The following is a 17,981-nucleotide window of genomic DNA, read 5'->3' as shown; positions in this document are numbered from 1 at the left end:
CGGGTCAGCCGGAGCGGCTGGGGATCAGGTTGTGGCCGCCCGGGCTGAGTGAGTTGACGAACAGGCGGTTTCCTCCGGGGAGGGCGGCGACGCGGAACAGCAGGTCGCGTGCGCCGATCCGCCACCGGCTCGACGGCGCCATCCACTTCACGAACCGCCGCCCGAACCGCTGGACCTCGCCGATGGCTGGCGCCATCCGCGCCTGGTAACGCGCCGCCGCGCCCGGCACGTCCCCACGGCCGGCGGCCAGCTCGTCGGCGAGGACCCATGCGCCTGCCATCGCCATCGACGCCCCGTGCCCGGCGAACAGTGACACGGCCTGGCAGGCGTCCCCCACGAGCACGACCCTGCCCCGGTGCCAGCTGGCCATCTCGACCTGGGTCACCTGGTCGTAGTACAGCTCCGGGGGGCTCGGGCAGCGCGACAGCACCTCCGCCAGGATCCAGCCGAGGTGACCGAAGTGGCGGCCCAGCGCCGCCGCCGGATCGGCGGGCAGCGCCGGATCCGGCTCGCGACGCAGGAACAGCAGCGCCAGCCGGCCGTCGCGCAGTGCGTACGCGCCGGCCATCAGGCCCGGCTCCGTGAGCATCTGATAGCGGGTCCCGACCCGGCGGCTCAGCTCCTCGTCCTCCACCACGTACGCCGCCACCTGGTGCCCGAGATAACGGGGAGCCACGTCGCCGAAGACCAGCCCGCGCACCCGCGAATGCGCCCCGTCCGCGCCCACGAGCAGGTCCACGTCGCGTGACGTGCCGTCGGTCAGGCGTAGCGACACCCCGTCGGCGTCCTGCTCGATGGACTCGACGCTGGCTGCGTACGTGATCCGCGCCCGCACGTCGCCGGCGATGGCCCGCGCGAGGTCGCCGCGGAGCAGGCTGATCACCTCTTCCAGCCCTGACGTCATCGTCAGATGGCTGGTCTGCCTGCCCGTCCGGTCGACATAGCTCAGCTCGTTGACCGGGTAACGGGCCTCCATTAGCCGCTGCCGCAGCCCCAGGCGCTCGGCGACCTGTAACCCTGGCCCGTAAAAGTCGATCATGTAGCCGCCGTCGCGGAACGCCGCCGCACGCTCGACCACCTCCACCTCCCAGCCGGCCCGCTCCAGATGCCAGGCCAGCGTCAGCCCGGCGATGCCGGCGCCGCAGACGAGAGCTTTCACCGCTTTCCTCCCTTCCTGAGCCCGAACATGGCCCACAGCGGACCAGCCAGCGCGGCGATGTCGAGGCCGGGATCCAGCGCGCGGTGCAGCATGATTCCGTCCACGGCCGCCGCCAGCATCGCGGCCGCAGCCTGCGCGTCACCCTGGTAGCCGCGCTCGGCCAGCCACGACGCGACACGCGACCGGAATGCGATGATCTGCTCGCCCAGCCGCTGGCGCAGTCCGGGCAGTCGCGTCGATGCCAGGAACATCTCCACCACCAGCAGCGACGCGGGATCCACGCCGCTGTAGCGCGCCAGCTCGCCCAGCAGCCAATCCACCCCCTCACTGATGTCGGCGTGCGCCGTCAGCTCCCCGGCCGTCTGGTCGAGCAGGCCGCCGCTGAACCCGGTCCCCGCCGCGACGAGCAGGTCCGTCACCGACGCGAAGTGGTAGTGCACCACGCCCGGCGCCACCCCCGCCCGCTCGGCGACCAGCCTGGTCGTGACGCCACCCCATCCGAGCTCGGGTACGAGTGCGACGGCCGCGTCGAGCAGCCGCTGCCGGGTCTCCTGACCGCGAGCCGCGGAAGGAGAGGCCATAAGCTCACCTCTTTGGACGTTCGCCTTGGGCAACTGTCCAAACGGTACAACGCGCCACCGGCGCTTGTCAGCCGTCTATCGGCAAAAGGCCGCTCCACACGCCGTCAGCCGTCTACTCAACCGGGGGAGCGAGCACGCGATGGGGCGGCTGGCCCAAGAACGTGGCCGACGCCGACGTCCACCTCACCCCCGATGACCAGGCCGCCCTGGACGCGCCGGCCCCGCGGAGCCGGGGCCGGAGTCACCCGCCTACGTGGATGCCCGGGCGGCGAGTGGGGTCGGGCTCGCGCTGTCGGATGATCTCGCGGACGACCGGAGGCGTGTCCCCGCGTCCCAAGATCAGGTAGCGGAGCAGGTGCATCACCGGAGAGCCCTCGGACCACTCGAAGTAGCAGTGCGGCCGCACGCCGGTGGCGTCCCTGAGGGTGAGCAGGATGGCCGCGATGGCATTGGGTACGGCCGGGCTCTCCGCGCGCAGCACACGGTGCCCGTCCACCTGGGCTCCGCGCACGCGCAGCACGTCGCTGAAGTCAGACGGGTCGATGACGCCGATCTCCAGGAAGAGCACGTCGGCCCGCCCGGGCACCGGGTTGAGCCCGCGCTGCTCCGCCTCCTTGGCGTCGTACTCGGCCTTGTCACCGGTCTGGCGGCGGTTGGCGATGAGGTTGAGCGCCCCGTCGTAGGCGAGGGAGTCGGTGATGAACCGCCGGGCCGCCTCGTCGAACTCGATGCGGTCGGCCCGCAGCTCCGTCGTGCGCGACACGCGTGAGATCAGCGAGATCACGACGATGCCGAGGATGAACACCCCGGAGATGGCGATGCCGTCGGGCTTCTCCCTGATGTTCTCCGCCAGGGCGTACAGCAACACCAGGGTGAGCACGGTGAAGCCGGCGATGGCGGCCCGCTGCCGTTTGCGGACGGCGGAGATCGTCACCGCCACCGCGCCGGACACCATCATGGCCAGGATGCCCGTGGCGTACGCGCCCGCCTGCGCGTCCACGTCCGCGTCGAACGCGATGGTGAGCACGATGCAGATCGCGGTGTATACCAGCACCACGGGCCGCACCGCACGCCCCCACTCGGGCGCCATGCCGTATCCGGGCAGGTAACGCGGCACGATGTTGATCAGCCCGGCCATCGCCGAGGCCCCGGCGAACCAGAGGATGAGGATGGTGCTGATGTCGTACGCCGTCCCGAACGCGTCACCCAACTGCCCGTGCGCCAGGTACGCCAGCGCCCTGCCGTTGGCCGCGCCGCCCGGCCTGAACTCCTCGGCCGGAATCAGCACCGTGGTCACGAAGCTGGTCGCGACCAAGTAGACGCTCATGATGAGCGCCGCCGCGGTCAGCAGCTTGCGCGTGTTGGCGATGCGCGAGGCCAGCCGCTCCTCGGGGCTCTTGCCCTGGGCGGCCACCAGCGGCATCATGCTGACACCCGTCTCGAATCCCGACAGGCCCAGCACCAGCAGCGGGAAGGCCAGCACCGCCGGCCCGATGACGCCGCCGAGACCGCCCCCGCCGCTGGTCAGCGCCTCGATCCAGCGCGACATCGCGTCCGGCGTCGCGAGCACCTCGGCGATCCCGACGGCCACGACGACGGCGTTGAGCCCGAGGAACAGGGCGACCAGCGGGATCGCCACGCCGACGGCCTCGGTGAAGCCGATCAGGAACACCCCGCCCAGCACCAGCAGCAGCACCACCGTCAGCGCCACCTCGTGGCCGTGCAGGAAACTCGGGAAGAACGGGTTCTCCACGACGTGCACGGACGCGTCGGCCGCCGACAGCGTGATCGTCACGATCCACGACGTCGCCACGAACCCGAGCAGCACCAGCACGAACACCTTGCCCCGCCAGAACGGCAGCAGCCGCTCCAGCATCGCCACCGACCCCTGGCCGTGCGGGCTCTCCTTGGCGACCCTGCGGTACATCGGCAGCATGCCCAGCAGCGTCAGCGCCACGATGAGCAGCGTGGCCAGCGGCGACAGCGCGCCGGCCGCGAGTGCGGCGATGCCCGGCAGGTAGGCCAGCGTGGAGAAGTAGTCGACGCCGGTCAGGCACATAACCTTCCACCAGGCCTGCGGCACGGCGTGCCCTTCTTGCGTCTCTGGGCCGACCGGCTGGACCTGGTGACGCAGCAACCATCGTGCCACCGGGCTCGACGGGGGCGCCGGGCGCGAAGGGCTGTCGACCACCGCGGGGACGGCCAGGTCACCGGTCACCGGAGCTTTCCTCTCGTCGGGATGCACACCACCCTAGAACTTTTCCACCAAACCACCGCGATCGGCTGGGCGATTCTGTGGGCAACGCGTCCGGCGCCCCGTAATTCGGTTGCCCGTGCGAAGGGCGCTCTGATGTGCTGGCGTCAGCCGACGACCGCCGACCAGGAGCACGCGATGCTGACAACGTTCATGTCCCCCAGCGAAAGGAAAGCTCGATACGGAGGACATGACGTTCGTTGCGTACGCTCAACTTGGGGATCCTGGCGCATGTAGACGCCGGCAAGACAAGCCTGACCGAGCGGCTGCTGCACGCCGCCGGCGTCATCGACGAGATCGGCAGCGTCGACGACGGCAACACCCAGACCGACTCGCTCGCCCTGGAACGACAGCGCGGCATCACCATCAAGTCCGCCGTCGTCTCCTTCGTCATCGGCGACACCTCGGTCAACCTGATCGACACCCCCGGCCACCCGGATTTCATCGCCGAGGTGGAGCGGGTCCTGAACGTGCTCGACGGCGCCGTGCTGGTCGTCTCCGCCGTGGAGGGCGTGCAGGCGCAGACCCGCGTGCTCATGCGGACGCTGCGCCGGCTCGGCATCCCCACCCTGGTCTTCGTGAACAAGATCGACCGGCGTGGGGCCCGATACGACGGCCTGCTTGACGACCTCGCGTCCAAGCTCTCCGTCCCGGTCGTGGCCATGGGCTCGGTCACCGGCCTCGGCACGGGCGGCGCCTCGTTCGCCCCCTTCGCGGACGCGCCGGGGTTGCTCGACGTGTTGGCCGACCACGGCGACGAACTGGTGGCCGCGTACGTGGCGGACGAGGACTCGGTCTCGTGCAAAAGACTCCGCGCCGAGCTCGTGGCCCAGACCGGGCAGGCGCTGGTGCACCCGGTGTTCTTCGGCTCGGCCATCACGGGTGCCGGCGTGGACGCGCTGATCGCGGGTGTCCGCGAGTTGCTGCCCGCGGCCCAGGGCGACCCCGGGGGACCGGTCTCGGGCACCGTCTTCAAGGTCGAGCGCGGCCCGGCCGGCGAGAAGATCACGTACGTCCGGATGTTCTCCGGGACGGTACGCACCCGCGACCGGCTGCGGTTCACCGGCGGGCAGGAGGGCAAGGTCACGGCGATCAGCGTGTTGGACCACGGCTCCGCCGCCCACCGCCAGGAGGTCGCCGCGGGACAGATCGCCCGACTCTGGGGCCTGACCGACATCCAGATCGGGGACACGATCGGCGAGCCGCCGAAGGGCGCCGCGGAGGGTCACTTCGCGCCGCCGACCCTGGAGACCGTCGTCCTCCCGGCCAGGCGTGCGGACAACGGCGCGCTCCACCTCGCCCTGACCCAGCTCGCCGAGCAGGACCCGCTGATCGGCCTGCGCCAGGACGACCTGCGGCAGGAGGTCTCGGTCTCGCTCTACGGCGAGGTCCAGAAGGAGGTCATCCAGGCGACGCTGCTGAACGACTTCGGGCTCGACGTCACCTTCCGGGAGACCACCACGATCTGCGTCGAACGGCCGATCGGCGCCGGGTCCGCATTCGAGCTCATCGGTAAAGACCCCAACCCGTTCCTGGCGACCGTCGGCCTACGCATCGAGCCCGGCAGCGGCGTGGAGTTCCGGCTGGAGGTGGAGCTGGGCTCGCTGCCGTATTCGTTCATGAAGACCATCGAGGAGACCGTCCACGAGACGCTGCTGCAGGGCTTGCACGGCTGGCAGGTGATCGACTGCGTGGTCACGCTGACGCATTCGGGCTACTGGGCGCGGCAGAGCCACATGGGCGGCGTCTTCGACAAGAGCATGTCGAGCACCGCGGGAGACTTCCGCAACCTGACGCCGCTGGTCCTGATGGTCGCGTTGAAGCGGGCCGGGACCAGGGTGTACGAGCCGATGCACCGTTTCACCCTGGAACTGCCCGCCGACACCCTGGGCCCGGCGCTGCCGGTGCTGGCCCGGCTGGGCGCCGTGCCGCGCACGCAGGCGTCGTCCCTGATCGAAGGCGAGATCCCGGCGGCCAGGGTGCACGAACTCGAGCAGCGCCTGCCCGGCTTGACCCGCGGGGAAGGCGTGCTGGAGACCGCCTTCGACGGCTATCGGCCGGTACGCGGCCCGTCCCCGGAACGGCCGCGTACTGACCACAACCCCCTCGACCGGAAGGAGTATCTGCTGCACGTCGTCAGACGTGTCTAAGAGCCGTCCTTGTCGGAGTCGGCGGCGAAGACGATGACGCCGAGGTAGCCGTCGTCCTCCTTGGTGACCTTCATGAGCATGCTGTCGTCGTAGATGTTGTCGTTGTCGTTGAACGTGTCGCGCCCCGTGTGCTCCGAATACGGCGACATCGCCATGACCGCGCTGTTGAGCTTCTCGTCGAACATCATCTGCGTGGTCAGCACCCGCTCGCTGCTGAAGTGCACCATGGCGTGGATGTGGATCGTCCGCCCCCGGTACCAGCCCGGCCAGATGGTCGTGAACTCCACGATGCCGTCGCTGTTCGTGACCTGCGCGCCGCGCAGGTACCGCTTGTCGTCGGTGGGCGTCAGGTCGGCCATGCCGTCCTGACCGCCGCCGGCGGCCGGGCCGCCGCTCGGCGGGGCCCCGGTGGGCGCGCCGCTCGGGGGAGTGCCGCTCGGCTGGTTCCCGCCGCCCCCGCCGGTGGACTGCGCCTCCGCGCCGGAGTAGAGACCGGCCGCGTCACAGTGCCAGATCTCCACCACCGCGTTCGGCAGCGGCTTGCAGGTCTCGCTGTCCTGCACCTTGATGGCGACCCGCAGTCGCACGCCCTGCTTGTCCTCGCGGATGTCGCTGCGGATCTTGTCCGCGTCGAAGTAGTAGGGGCCCTGCGTCGTGGTCTGGGTCAGCTTGCAGGTGCTCGCCTCGCTGAAAAGTGAGGTCAGGTCGTTGGTGGTGGTGGCCTCCGGCGTCACGGTTGCCCCCGTGGAGGTGGTGACGGCCGTCGCCGTTCCCGTGCCGGCGTCGCTGCCGCACGCGGCGAGCAGGCCGCCCAGCCCGAGCGAGCTGATGCCGGTGATCAGCCGCCGTCTGCTGACCCGCTGACCTTCGTGATCGTGTCCCACTGTCGTCCCTCTCCGCTGATCCGATGGTGCGGACCTCAAGGTAGAAGGCGTGCCCTTGATGACTTCTGTGGGAAAGATGAAGCTTTGATGAGTTCGGGTCCGCTCGTCGAAACCCTTTTCGGTGATATGAAACCGTGACCAAGCGCTCGTTAGCTGATCAGCGGCCATGAGCCAAAAAAAGACCAGCTCAGCGCGGATGCACACAGTTGCAGTCGCCGATTGACAGCCCCTATCAACCCGTTCTACGTTCCCGAAAACCTTTCAGGTTCACTACGTCGTTCCGGGTCAGTGATGTTAGCGCTAACACACTAAGGGGCACACTCTCATGACACGACGATGGGCGGCGGTCCTCGCCGCGGCACTCCTGGTCATCCTCGGCATCCCGCATCCCGCGCTCGCCGGCGCGCCGATCACCACCGCGATCTACACGGCCGACCCGGCCGCGCTGGTCGTCGGCGACACCCTGTACGTCTATACCGGCCACGACGAGGCCCCGAGCGGCGGCACGAACTTCGTCATGCGCGACTGGCACGTCTTCAGCTCCACCGACGCCACCACCTTCACCGACCAGGGCGCCAAGCTGTCGATCTCCAGCTTCCCGTGGGCGGGCGCCGACGCCTGGGCGGGCGAGGTCGAGCGCGGCGCCGACGGCAAGTACTACTGGTACGTCTCCATCAACGGCAACGGCCCCGGCTGGATGAACATCGGCGTGGCCGTCGGCGACACCCCGACCGGCCCGTTCCGTGACGCCATCGGCGGCCCGCTGGTCAGCGACAGCACCCCCAACTCTTCGCCGCTCAACATCGACCCGACCGTCTTCAGGGACGACGACGGCCAGGTCTACATGTACTGGGGCTCCTACTACGGCCTGCGCGCCGCCCGACTCAACGCCAACATGACGTCGATCAACGGCTCGGTGGTCACCCCGAGCGGCGTGTCGAACTTCTGGGAGGCGCCCTGGATGTTCAAGCGCAACGGCGTCTACTACCTCGCCTACGCGGCCAACGACTCCGGCTGCTCGCAGCCGAACTACGCATGCATCCGCTACGCCACCGCCGGCAACCCGATGGGCCCGTGGACCCACCGCGGCGTCGTGCTCGACCAGGTCAGCTCGACCACGAACCACCCGGCGATCATCGAGTACAAGGGCCAGTGGTACATGGTCTACCACAACGCCGCCGCCCCGGGCGGGGGCAACTTCCGCCGCTCGGTGACGATCGACAAGCTCTTCTTCAACGCCGACGGCACCATGCAGAAGGTCGTCCAGACGGGCGGCCCCACCACGCCGGGCAACCTGGCGGCGAGCGCCACCCCCTCCACCTCCTACGTCTCGCCGTGGGAGACGCTCGGCGCGATCAACGACGGCTACACCCCCGCCAACTCGGCCGACCACAGCCACGGCGCCTACGGCAACTGGAACCACCAGGGCACCGAGTGGATCGAGTACACCTGGCCCACCCCGCAGACGATCTCCAGATCCGAGGTGTACTGGTTCGACGACAACCTCGGCATCGACCTGCCTGCCTCGTGCCAGGTGCAGTACTGGAACGGCAGCGCCTACGTCAACGTGCCCGGCGCGTCCGGCTGCGGCGTGGCGGCCAACACCTTCAACACCACGACCTTCACCCCGGTCAGCACGACGCGGCTGCGGTTGAACATCACCTCGAGGTCCGGTTACTCCACCGGCGTGCTCGAATGGAGGGCCTTCTCATGAGGCGAGCCCTGTTAGCCCTGCTGCTGATCGCCGGGTTGGTCGTCGCCGGTCCGCCGGCCGCGGCCGACCAGACCATCGGCTTCCCCACCTTCGGCGGCCCGGCCGTCCCCGCCCCGCCCGGCTCGTACACGCCCGGCAACATGATGCAGGCCATCTACGACGCCGAGAGCTCCGGCACCGACTTCTGGATGGACCGGCTGCTGGCCCGCCCCGGCAACGACCCGGCCGGCACCTGGCTCATGACGCGCGGGCGGGCGCTGTTCATGAAGACCCACACGCCCGGCACGCTCGGCTTCGCCGGGCAGGCGGCGTACTGGGAGAGCATCAGCAACAACAACGCCTTCACCCTCGCCGTCACCCCCGGCACCTTCACCGAGCAGGTGAACTCCCGCTGGCAGGCGCCCAGCCACTGGAAGAGCCGGCACACCAGCGGCTCGATCACGATCGACCAGACCAAGTTCATCACCGACAACAACGTGGCCGTCGCCAACCTGGCCATCACGAACGGCGGCTCCGCCTCGACGACGCTGCAGGTCAGGGCCACCTCGCCGTACGCGACGTCCGGCAGCGGCAGTGAGCTGACCGGCCAGGTCAACGCCTACAACAACCTCACCACGATCTTCCCCAGGCTCACCGGCGACGGGTTCACGGTCTCCAGCGGCGGGCTCAACCGGTCCGTCACCGTCGCCGCCGGCGCCACAGTGACCGTCAAGGTCGTCATGGGCTTCGTCACCAACGAGATCGCGGCCTCCCGCACCGAGTACGACGCCTACGCCGGCTACACGCCCGCCACGGCGTTCGCCACCCACGTGCGCGCGTACAACCGGTGGTGGGCCGAGAACGTGCCCTACATCGACGTGCCCGAGCCCGGCATCAAGAAGAACATCTACTACCGCTGGTGGCTGATGCGCTACAACCACCTCGACGCGGACATCCCCGGCCAGACCTTCCAGTTCCCCACGTCGATGGAGGGTGTGCTGGGCTACAACAACGCGATCGCGCTGACCCAGCCCATGCACATCGACGACCTCAAATACCTGCGCAACCCGATCTACTCCTACGGTGACTGGCTGAGCGTCGGCCAGACCTCCAAGAACGGCCGCTTCCTGGACAACCCCGGCGACCCGGAGAACTGGTCCAATAGCTACACCCAGTACATCGGCGAAGCCGCCTGGAAGAGCTACCAGATCCACGGTGGCCAGCCCGCCATCGCCGCCAACCTGGCCCGCTACGCCGAGCAGGACGTCAAGGGCCAGCTGTCGTTCTACGACACCGACAACAACAAGCTCATCGAGTACGACTGGGGCGCCCTGACCGGCAACGACGCCGACGCCGTGTCCTTCCACTGGAAGCCGGGCCGCATGGACCGCGCCGAGGCCGCCTACCAGTACAGCGGCGCGCTGGCCGCCGCGCAGGCCTACGAGGCGATCGGCAACACCGCCAAGGCGACCGAGATGCGCACGCTCGCCACGCAGATCCAGAACGCCATCGTCAACGTGCTCTGGAACCCGAGCAGGCAGCTGTTCGAGCACCGGCTGAAGTCCACCAACGAATACGTGCCGTGGAAGGAGATCAACAACTACTACCCGTTCGCCGTCGGCGCGATCCCCAACACCGCCACCTACAAGCAGGCCCTGCGCCTCTTCGACGATCCGGCGCAGTATCCGATCTTCCCGTTCTACACCGCCAACCAGGCCGACAAGGCGGCCTCGGGCACCGGCAGCAACAACTTCTCCACGATCAACTCCACCGTGCAGTTCCGCCTGCTCTCCTCGGTGCTGCGGAACTACTCCAACGAGTGGATCGACACGACCTGGTACAAGAAGCTGCTCTACTGGAACGCCTGGGCCCAATACGTCAACGGCAACACCCAGTGGCCGGACGCCAACGAGTTCTGGGCCGACTGGAACGGCTCCTCGATCACCTACCGCTCCTGGATCCACCACAACATCCTGGGCAGCAGCAACTGGACGGTCATCGAGGACGTCGCCGGGCTGCGGCCGCGTAACGACGCCAAGGTGGAGCTCTCGCCGATCAACATCGGCTGGACCCACTTCACCGTCAACAACCTGCGTTACCGCAACGCCGACCTGACCATCGTCTGGGACGACCCGGCCGACGGCGTGGTGCGCTACCCCGGCGTGCCCGAGGGCTACTCGATCTACATCAACGGCAGCCGGGCGGCCACGGTGTCGTCGCTGGTGCCGTTCACGTGGGATCCGGCCACCGGCGCCGTCACCACCAGCGGCACCGTCACGCACAACGTCGCCGTCCCGAGCCTCCAGTCGCCCACGCAGGTGAACCACACCGGCGCCCGCATGGTCGACCTGCTCGCCAAGGCCGGCGTCGACCTGACCGCCAACCTCACCAACCTGGCCGCCGACGCCACCCCCACCGCCTCCACTACCGCCTCGGGCAGCTCCACGGCGGGAGCGAAGGACGGGTTCCCGATCAACGAGCCGTTCTGGGGCGGCACCACCGCAGGGCAGGACTGGTACGAGCTGAACTTCGGCGCGGCCCGCACGTTCAACGAGGTCCGGCTCTACTTCAAGGACAGCCGCCCGGCCAGCACCACCTACCGGGCCCCGGCCTCCTACACCGTCCAGTACCACAACGGCAGCGCCTGGGTGGACGTGCCCAGCCAGGCCAAAACCCCGGCCACGCCGCGGGCGAACTACAACGTGGTGCAGTTCTCCGCCGTCACCGCCCAGCGGGTGCGGGTGCTGGCCACGGCCGCCTCAGGAGCCAGGACCGGGCTCACCGAGATCAAGGTCCACAACCGGGGCGGGATCCAGCCGGAACCCAACCCCAACCTGGCGCTGCAGGCCACGCCGTCGGCGTCGTACACCTCCTCGTGGGAGAGCGTCGCGGCCGTCAACGACGGGATCGACCCGCCGTCGTCCAACGACACCGTGAACCCGCGCTGGGGCTGCTGGCCGGAGACCGGGCAGCAGTGGGTGGACCTCACGTGGTCCTCGGCGCGCACGCTCAACCGGGCCGAGGTGTACTTCTTCGACGACGACCAGGGCATCGACATGCCGGCGTCGTGGAAGCTGCAGTATTGGAACGGCAGCGCGTACGTGGACGTGCCCGGCGCGTCGGCGTACACGCTGACCAAGAACGCCTACAACAACGTCACCTTCACCGCCACGAGCACGACCCGGCTGCGGGTGCTGCTCACCGGCAACGGCAGCAGCTCCGTGGGCCTTCTGGAGGTCAAGGCCTACGGGGCGTGATGCATCGAGCCGGAAGGGCCACCCCCTGCCCTTCCGGCTCGCTGTAGCCACTCTTTCACTTTCCGTGACGGAGCGCAGGAGAATCGGGCAATCGACGGGAACCTTCTAAAGGGCGGCGATCGCCTCGATCTCCAGCAACCACTGACTGTCATAGATATCAGCGATGATCACGGTCAAGGCGGGGCGGTGGTCGCCCAGGATCTCCCTGCGCACCGCCCCGTTGACGTCCGCGTAGCGGCGGTCCGACAAGTACGTCGTCACCTTGACGAGGTGGGACACGTCCAGGTCCGCCGCCCGCAGAGCCGCCAGGATGTGGGCCCAGACCAGGCGGCACTGCTCCTCGAAACCGCCGGGCACCTTGCCCTCCCGCGTTTCGGGGATCTGGCCGCTCACGAACAGCAGCTTCGACGCGCCCTCGACCGCCAGGGCCTGCGTGTAGCCGCCCTGCGGCTCGGGCGCGTCGGGGGAATCGATGCGGGTGTAGGTCGTCACGCGACGGTTCTAGCATGTGCCGGGGCCACGCGGGGTGGCCCCGGCACACCTGCCGTCGTCGTCAGAGGTGGCGGCGGCCGGCGCCCGCTCCCGACGGGACCAGGGCCTTGAGGGCCTGGGCCGGGTCGATGCGGGTGACCAGCGTCGGGGTCCAGCCGGCGTCCGTGCCGAGTGCCGTGCCGTTGGCGGCGTTGTAGGCGGCGACCAGGTCGGCCGGGGCGCCGTCCACCAGGTTGTCCTTGGCGGTGACCGCGGTGCCGCCGAACACCGACAGCACCTTCGCCGCCGCGATGCCGTCGAAGGCGTTGCTCTCGGCGTAGACCTTCGAGCCGAAGCCCACGCCGATGCTGTATCCGTGCGTGGGGCCGCCCGTGTAGTAGTTGTTGTAGACGTGCACCTGTCCGAAGCGCACCCGGGGCGTGCGCTGGCCGAGGCCCTCGAAGTGGTTGTGGTGCAGCGTGACCTTCAGCTTGTCGGCTTCGCCGTACCTGGTCGGGTTGTCGGTGTTGCCGATCAGCGTCACCTTGTCGTGGCCGCTGAGGTGGTTCCAGGAGAGCGTCACGTAGTTCGAGCCGCGCACCACGTCCAGCAGTCCGTCGTGGACCTGGTACGGGCGCCCGAAGTGGATCGGCTGGCCGGAGTCCGGGTTGTCGCCGTCGTTGAGCGTGTTGTGGTCCAGCCAGACGTGGGTGGAGCCGGACACCTCGACGTTGTCGAACGAGGCGTTCCAGTTGCCGTCCGCGCCGTCGGTCGGGTCCCACTGCGGGAAGCAGTCCGAGGTGTCGGTGATGGTCAGGTTGCGGACGATGACGTTGTCCGCGTTGCTGATCCGCAGGCCGAAGCTCTTCAGCGCCGCGTCTCCGCCCGCACCGACCAGGGTGACGTTGGAGCCGATCGTCACCGTGACGTGCGCGGCCATTTTGTTGTACGAGGCCCGGCGGGCGTCCTCGAGCGGTCCTGACGGCACGCTGGTCCTGCCCCACACGGCCGGGTCGTACGCGGCCAGGTAGGCGGGCAGGCTGTAGCCGTTCACCGCATAGTCCGCGCAGGTGAGCGGAGCGCCGGAGTCGTCGGTGTCGGCGTCGATCGCGCCCCTCACGTAGATGATCTTGGGCGTGTTGTCAGCTGGGTCGCCGAGCGCGGCCCGCAACTGCGCCCTGGTCGAGACGACGTGCACGTTCTCCGGCCTGGCCGCCGAGCCGCCCGTAGTGCCAGTGGTGGCCGCCGCCCAGCCGTCGTCGCGGGGGAGGGCCTCCCGGCCCATCCCATACCCGGGGTGCGCGTGGTGGCCGCGCACGGGGTTCCAGCCGTCCGCGCCCGCGAGGTAGCGCTGCGGCGTGAACGCCTCGGCCTGCTCGGGGGTGAGCTGGGGCCGGTTCTCATTGACCGTCGCGCCCGGGCCGTGGTTGCGGTATTCGGACAGCCGGGCGTCCCGCCAGTTCAAGCCGGACATGTCGGTCCAGGGCGCGTCCTTGAACTGCTGCCCCAGCCACGACTCCCGCACCAGCACCTGCCCGCGCGCCGTCGCCGACCCGCCGGCCGGCCACGGGCGGCCCAGATGAAACGTGCGCGCCGGGGCGTTGCTGGTGAGGTGGCTGCGGTAGATCAGGAAGCCGTACGGGTTGCTCAGCTCCGTGCTGGCCGCGGTGACGTAGCCGTTGTTGTCCGTGCTGCCGCGGTTGAGCGCCTTGATGACGCAGCCGTCGAAGACGGCGGTGGCGCGGCCGAAGATGAAGTCGACGTCGCCCTCGACGTAACAGTCGCGGAAATACTGCCGGGCGGTCGTGGCGGCGGACGGGGTGTTGGCGTAGAGGGTGTCCTGGTTACCGAGGAACCTGACGTTCTCGTACACCTGCCGGTCGCCCGTCATCCGCACCGCCACGGCCTGGCTGTTGCCCTTGGCGGCCTCGTCGTAGGAGTTCTCGAAGGTGAGGTTGCGGGCGGTGAAGTCGGGGGCGCTGATCACGTACGAGGCGCTGCCCGAAGTGCCGTAGGTGCCCGAGCCGTCCGGTTTGGGGGTGGAGGCCGAGGCGTCGAACGTGAGCACCACCGCGCGCGGGTCCCTGGTGTCGCCCACCAGCGAGATGTGCGGCTTGTCGGCGGGGATGACCACTTGCTGCTTGTACGTGCCCTTGCGGACCAGGATGGTGACCGGCCGGGCGTTGCCGGACGGCACCGCGTCGACGGCCGCCTGCACGGTCGTGTGGTCGCCGGTTCCGTCGGCCGCGACCACGATCGTGGTGCGGGACTGGGCGGTCGCGGGCGGCGCCATGGCCAGCGCCAGGCCTGCCAACGGGATGAGTAACAGAAGTCGCATGCGCAACCTCGCAGAGTGCGGCAATCGGTTGCACGAAACGTTCGCGTAATGCTGTGTACACGTCAATAGGTGCAGTAAAACTGCACTTTTGCTGCAACAAGCGGTTGCAGGAGCCATTGCGTCTGTGACACATCTTGACCGCATCCGCGCGCCGCATCTACAGTCCGCCTGACATTTATCGGAATATCCCTGAAACTTTCATCCCACCCCGCAGGAGCACTGTGCGCACCCTCCGAGCCCTGGTGGCCGCCGCCCTCTTATGCCTCGTGCCGGTGCTTCCCGCGCACGCGGCGGACCTCACGTACGACTTCGAAGACGGCACGACGCAAGGCTGGGGCCCGCGCGGCGGCGACGTCTCCGTCGCGGTCACCACGGACGCGGCTCACGCGGGCACGAGCAGCCTGCTCACTACGGGACGGACCGCCACCTGGCACGGGGCCTCGATCGCCGCGCCGTTCGTCAAGGGCGTCACCTACCGCGTGACCGCGTACGCGCGGCTCGTCACCGGACAGCCCGCCAGCACGATCGCGCTGACCGTGCAGCGCACCCCCACCGGCGGGGAGACCACCTACGAGCGCGTCGCGGCGGCCACCGTGACCGACGGCGAGTGGGTGCGGCTGGCCGGCACCTATCTTTTCACCGCCGACTCCACCGACCTCCAGCTCTATGCCGAGAGCTCCGACGCCACTTCCCAGTACTACCTGGACGACATCGTCTTCAGCCCCCAGGGCGACCCCACGCGCGAGCCGATCAGCACCGACTTCGAGGACGGCACTGCGCAGGACTGGTCGCCGCGCGCCGCCGCCACCCTGGAGTCCAGCACGGCCGCCGCCCACGGCGGCGCCCGCAGTCTCGCGGTCACCGGCCGGTCGGCCACCTGGGACGGGCCCGCCATGAACGTGCTCGGCCGGATGGGCAAGGGCGACAAGTACGCCCTGTCGGTGTGGGTGCGGCTCGGCCCCGACACCGCCGCGGGCCGGCTCGGCCTGTCGATCGAGCGGCGCACCGGCGGCACGCCCAGCTACGAGCGCATCGTGCCGCCCACGGACGTGCCCGCGGGGCAGTGGGTGCAGCTCGCCGGCACGTACACGCTCGCGTACGACGTCGACTTCCTTAGCGTGTACCTCGAGTCCGACAGCGGCACCTTCCCCTTCTACCTGGACGACTTCGCGATGACCTACATCGCGCCGAAGCCCATCCAGACCGACATCCCCGCGCTGAAGGACAAGGTGCCCTTCACCATGGGCTCGGCGCTCACCAGGCCCGACACGCTCGGCGTGCACGGCGAGCTGCTGGCCAGGCACTTCAACGGCATCACCCCTGGCAACGAGCTGAAGTGGGACGCCACCGAGCCCCGCGAGGGCGAGTTCGCCTTCGCCGACGGCGACCATTTGGTGGACTTCGGCGTCCAGCACGGCATGACCGTGCGCGGCCACACGCTCGTCTGGCACAGCCAGACCCCGGCCTGGGTGTTCGAGGGTGCGGACAAGGAGACCCTGCTGCGCCGCGTCGAGAACCACGTGCGCGCGCTCGTGACCCGCTACAAGGACAAGATCGCGGCCTGGGACGTGGTCAACGAGGTCATCGACGAGAACCAGCCGGACGGGCTGCGCCGCTCCAAGTGGTACGAGATCGCCGGCCTCGACTACATCCGCACCGCCTTCCGCGTCGCTCACGAGGCCGACCCGGACGCCAAGCTCTTCATCAACGACTACAACACGGAGTTCCCGCGCAAGCGCGAAGCCCTCTACGCGCTGGTCAAGCAGCTCAAGGCCGAGGGCGTGCCGATCGACGGCGTCGGCCACCAGCTGCATCTCAACATCGAGCAGCCGCCCGCCTCCTACGTCGAGGACACCATCGAGCGCTTCGCCACGCTCGGCGTGGACCAGCAGGTCACCGAGCTGGACGTGAGCATCTACACCGACTTCGTCTCCTCCTACCCGTCGATCTCGCCGGAGCTGCTGGCCGAGCAGGGCCACCGGTACAAGGCGCTGTTCGACGTCTTCCGGCGGCAGGCCTCCAAGCTCAGCTCGGTCACCGTGTGGGGCGAGTCCGACGACGTCAGCTGGCTGAACACCTGGCCGATCCCGCGGCTCAACGCGCCGCTCCTCTTCGACCACGACCTGCAGGCCAAGCCCGCGTACTGGGCCGTCGCGGACCCGTCCAAGCTGCCGCCGCTGGTGCGCAAGCTGGAGGCGCCCGCGGGGACGGTGTCGGTGGACGGCAAGCGGGACCTGCAGTGGGACCTGCTGCCCGACGCCCCGCTCGACCGGGTGGGGAACGTGTCCGCGGGCTTCCAGGCGCGCTCCGCCGCCACAGGCATGTACGTCCTGGCCGAGGTCAACGACACGACCGTCGGCGCGGGCGACAAGGTGACCTTCACCGTGGACGGCACCGCGCACACCGTGACCCGGGCCGGCGGGCCGAAGGCGGCGGTGAAGCGGACCGCGACCGGCTATCGCGTCGAGGCGCTGGTCAAGAAGGGCGTCGATGTGGACGTGACCGTGCGCGACGGGAGCACCGCCACCTCCTGGACGGGCAAGGTGACCGCCGTGCCCGCCGTCAAGCTCACCTCCGCCGCCCACCGCACCCCCGTCGTGGACGGCGTCGCGGAGCCGGTCTGGCGGGCTGCGCCGGACATCCGCACCGCCACCTGGATCCAGGGCACGTCCGGCGCCACTGCGCGCGTCAGATCGTTGTGGAGCGGGTCGACGCTGTACGTCCTGGCCCACGTCACGGACCCGACCCTGAGCGAGGAGTCCCCGAACCCCTGGGAACAGGACTCCGTCGAGATCTTCGTCGACCCCGGCAACGGCAAGACGAAGGGCTACACGGACGACGACGGCCAGTACCGGGTCAGCTTCACCGGCCGCGTCACGGTCGGCGGCACGTTCGACGCGGCCGGCGTCAAGGACAACGTGACGGCGGTGGCCAAGACAGTGCCTGGTGGATATGTCGTGGAAGCGGCCATCAAACTGCCCACGATCACGCTGGCGGAAGGGACGCTGCTGGGCTTCGACGTCCAGGTGAACGACGCGACGGGCGCGGCCCGTACCGGTGCGGTGACCTGGAACGACGCTACGGGCCGCACCTACCTGGACACCAGCCACTGGGGCGTCCTCCGCCTGGCCGACTAGGGCGCAACGTGGCCCACCTCCTGACCGTTCAGGAGGTGGGCCGCTGGCATCGCCTAC

Annotated in this window: 10 protein-coding genes; 4 read left to right on the top strand and 6 right to left on the bottom strand. The window is 69.2% G+C overall.

The genetic code is table 11. From position 1 onward, the window contains the following. Positions 1 to 4: 4 nt before the first annotated feature. The 3 genes from OHA25_RS51930 to OHA25_RS51920 all read right to left on the bottom strand — a co-directional run bounded on the left by OHA25_RS51930 (position 5) and on the right by OHA25_RS51920 (position 3,958). Positions 5 to 1,159, bottom strand: coding sequence for an FAD-dependent oxidoreductase (locus tag OHA25_RS51930; protein WP_327584249.1), 1,155 nt, complete (start codon positions 1,157 to 1,159; stop codon positions 5 to 7). Then, entirely contained in the window at positions 1,156 to 1,740 is a 585-nt protein-coding gene (locus tag OHA25_RS51925) for a TetR/AcrR family transcriptional regulator (RefSeq protein WP_327584248.1), read from the bottom strand. Before OHA25_RS51925 ends, OHA25_RS51930 begins: the two co-directional genes overlap by 4 nt. Positions 1,741 to 1,981: 241 nt before the next feature. Continuing rightward, positions 1,982 to 3,958 (bottom strand): amino acid transporter, encoded by a 1,977-nt coding sequence (locus OHA25_RS51920; RefSeq protein WP_327584247.1) that lies wholly within the window; start codon positions 3,956 to 3,958, stop codon positions 1,982 to 1,984. Between the two features lie 236 nt (positions 3,959 to 4,194). Between OHA25_RS51920 and OHA25_RS51915 the strand changes: the two genes are divergently transcribed. Beyond that, positions 4,195 to 6,144 (top strand): translation factor GTPase family protein, encoded by a 1,950-nt coding sequence (locus tag OHA25_RS51915; RefSeq protein WP_327584246.1) that lies wholly within the window; start codon positions 4,195 to 4,197, stop codon positions 6,142 to 6,144. On the opposite strand, the gene OHA25_RS51910 is transcribed toward OHA25_RS51915, so the two are convergent. Then, entirely contained in the window at positions 6,141 to 7,028 is an 888-nt protein-coding gene (locus OHA25_RS51910) for an intradiol ring-cleavage dioxygenase (RefSeq protein WP_327584245.1), read from the bottom strand. The genes OHA25_RS51915 and OHA25_RS51910 overlap by 4 nt on opposite strands. A 325-nt stretch (positions 7,029 to 7,353) precedes the next feature. On the opposite strand from OHA25_RS51910, the gene OHA25_RS51905 reads away from it, so the two are divergent. Beyond that, on the top strand, positions 7,354 to 8,742 hold the full coding sequence (locus tag OHA25_RS51905; protein WP_327584244.1) for a glycoside hydrolase family 43 protein: 1,389 nt from the start codon (positions 7,354 to 7,356) through the stop codon (positions 8,740 to 8,742). Next, entirely contained in the window at positions 8,739 to 11,978 is a 3,240-nt protein-coding gene (locus OHA25_RS51900) for a discoidin domain-containing protein (protein WP_327584243.1), read from the top strand. Before OHA25_RS51905 ends, OHA25_RS51900 begins: the two co-directional genes overlap by 4 nt. Before the next feature lie 105 nt (positions 11,979 to 12,083). Here OHA25_RS51900 and OHA25_RS51895 read toward each other — a convergent pair whose 3' ends face one another. After that, positions 12,084 to 12,470 (bottom strand): RidA family protein, encoded by a 387-nt coding sequence (locus OHA25_RS51895; RefSeq protein ID WP_327584242.1) that lies wholly within the window; start codon positions 12,468 to 12,470, stop codon positions 12,084 to 12,086. Positions 12,471 to 12,531: 61 nt separating this feature from the next. Continuing rightward, the gene (locus tag OHA25_RS51890; RefSeq protein ID WP_327584241.1) at positions 12,532 to 14,787 is read right to left on the bottom strand and encodes a pectinesterase family protein; all 2,256 of its coding nucleotides are present in this window, start codon (positions 14,785 to 14,787) and stop codon (positions 12,532 to 12,534) included. A 221-nt stretch (positions 14,788 to 15,008) separates the two neighbouring features. Here OHA25_RS51890 and OHA25_RS51885 point away from each other — a divergent pair, with 221 nt between their 5' ends. Then, complete coding sequence (locus tag OHA25_RS51885; RefSeq protein ID WP_327584240.1) at positions 15,009 to 17,924, top strand: endo-1,4-beta-xylanase; 2,916 nt, start codon at positions 15,009 to 15,011, stop codon at positions 17,922 to 17,924. The last annotated feature ends 57 nt before the right edge of the window (positions 17,925 to 17,981 follow it).

Source organism: Nonomuraea sp. NBC_00507, from assembly GCF_036013525.1.
Lineage (GTDB): Bacteria > Actinomycetota > Actinomycetes > Streptosporangiales > Streptosporangiaceae > Nonomuraea.
The sequence above is the reverse complement of the archived record's forward strand: the minus strand, read 5'-3'. Positions and strand labels throughout refer to the sequence as shown.

What these genes read in the sequence shown, in the direction of transcription:
- OHA25_RS51925 (WP_327584248.1), bottom strand. Translation starts at nt 1,740, where the DNA reads ATGGCCTCTCCTTCCGCGGCTCGCGGTCAGGAGACCCGGCAGCGGCTG.
- OHA25_RS51905 (WP_327584244.1), top strand. Translation starts at nt 7,354, where the DNA reads ATGACACGACGATGGGCGGCGGTCCTCGCCGCGGCACTCCTGGTCATC.
- OHA25_RS51900 (WP_327584243.1), top strand. Translation starts at nt 8,739, where the DNA reads ATGAGGCGAGCCCTGTTAGCCCTGCTGCTGATCGCCGGGTTGGTCGTC.
- OHA25_RS51890 (WP_327584241.1), bottom strand. Translation starts at nt 14,787, where the DNA reads ATGCGACTTCTGTTACTCATCCCGTTGGCAGGCCTGGCGCTGGCCATG.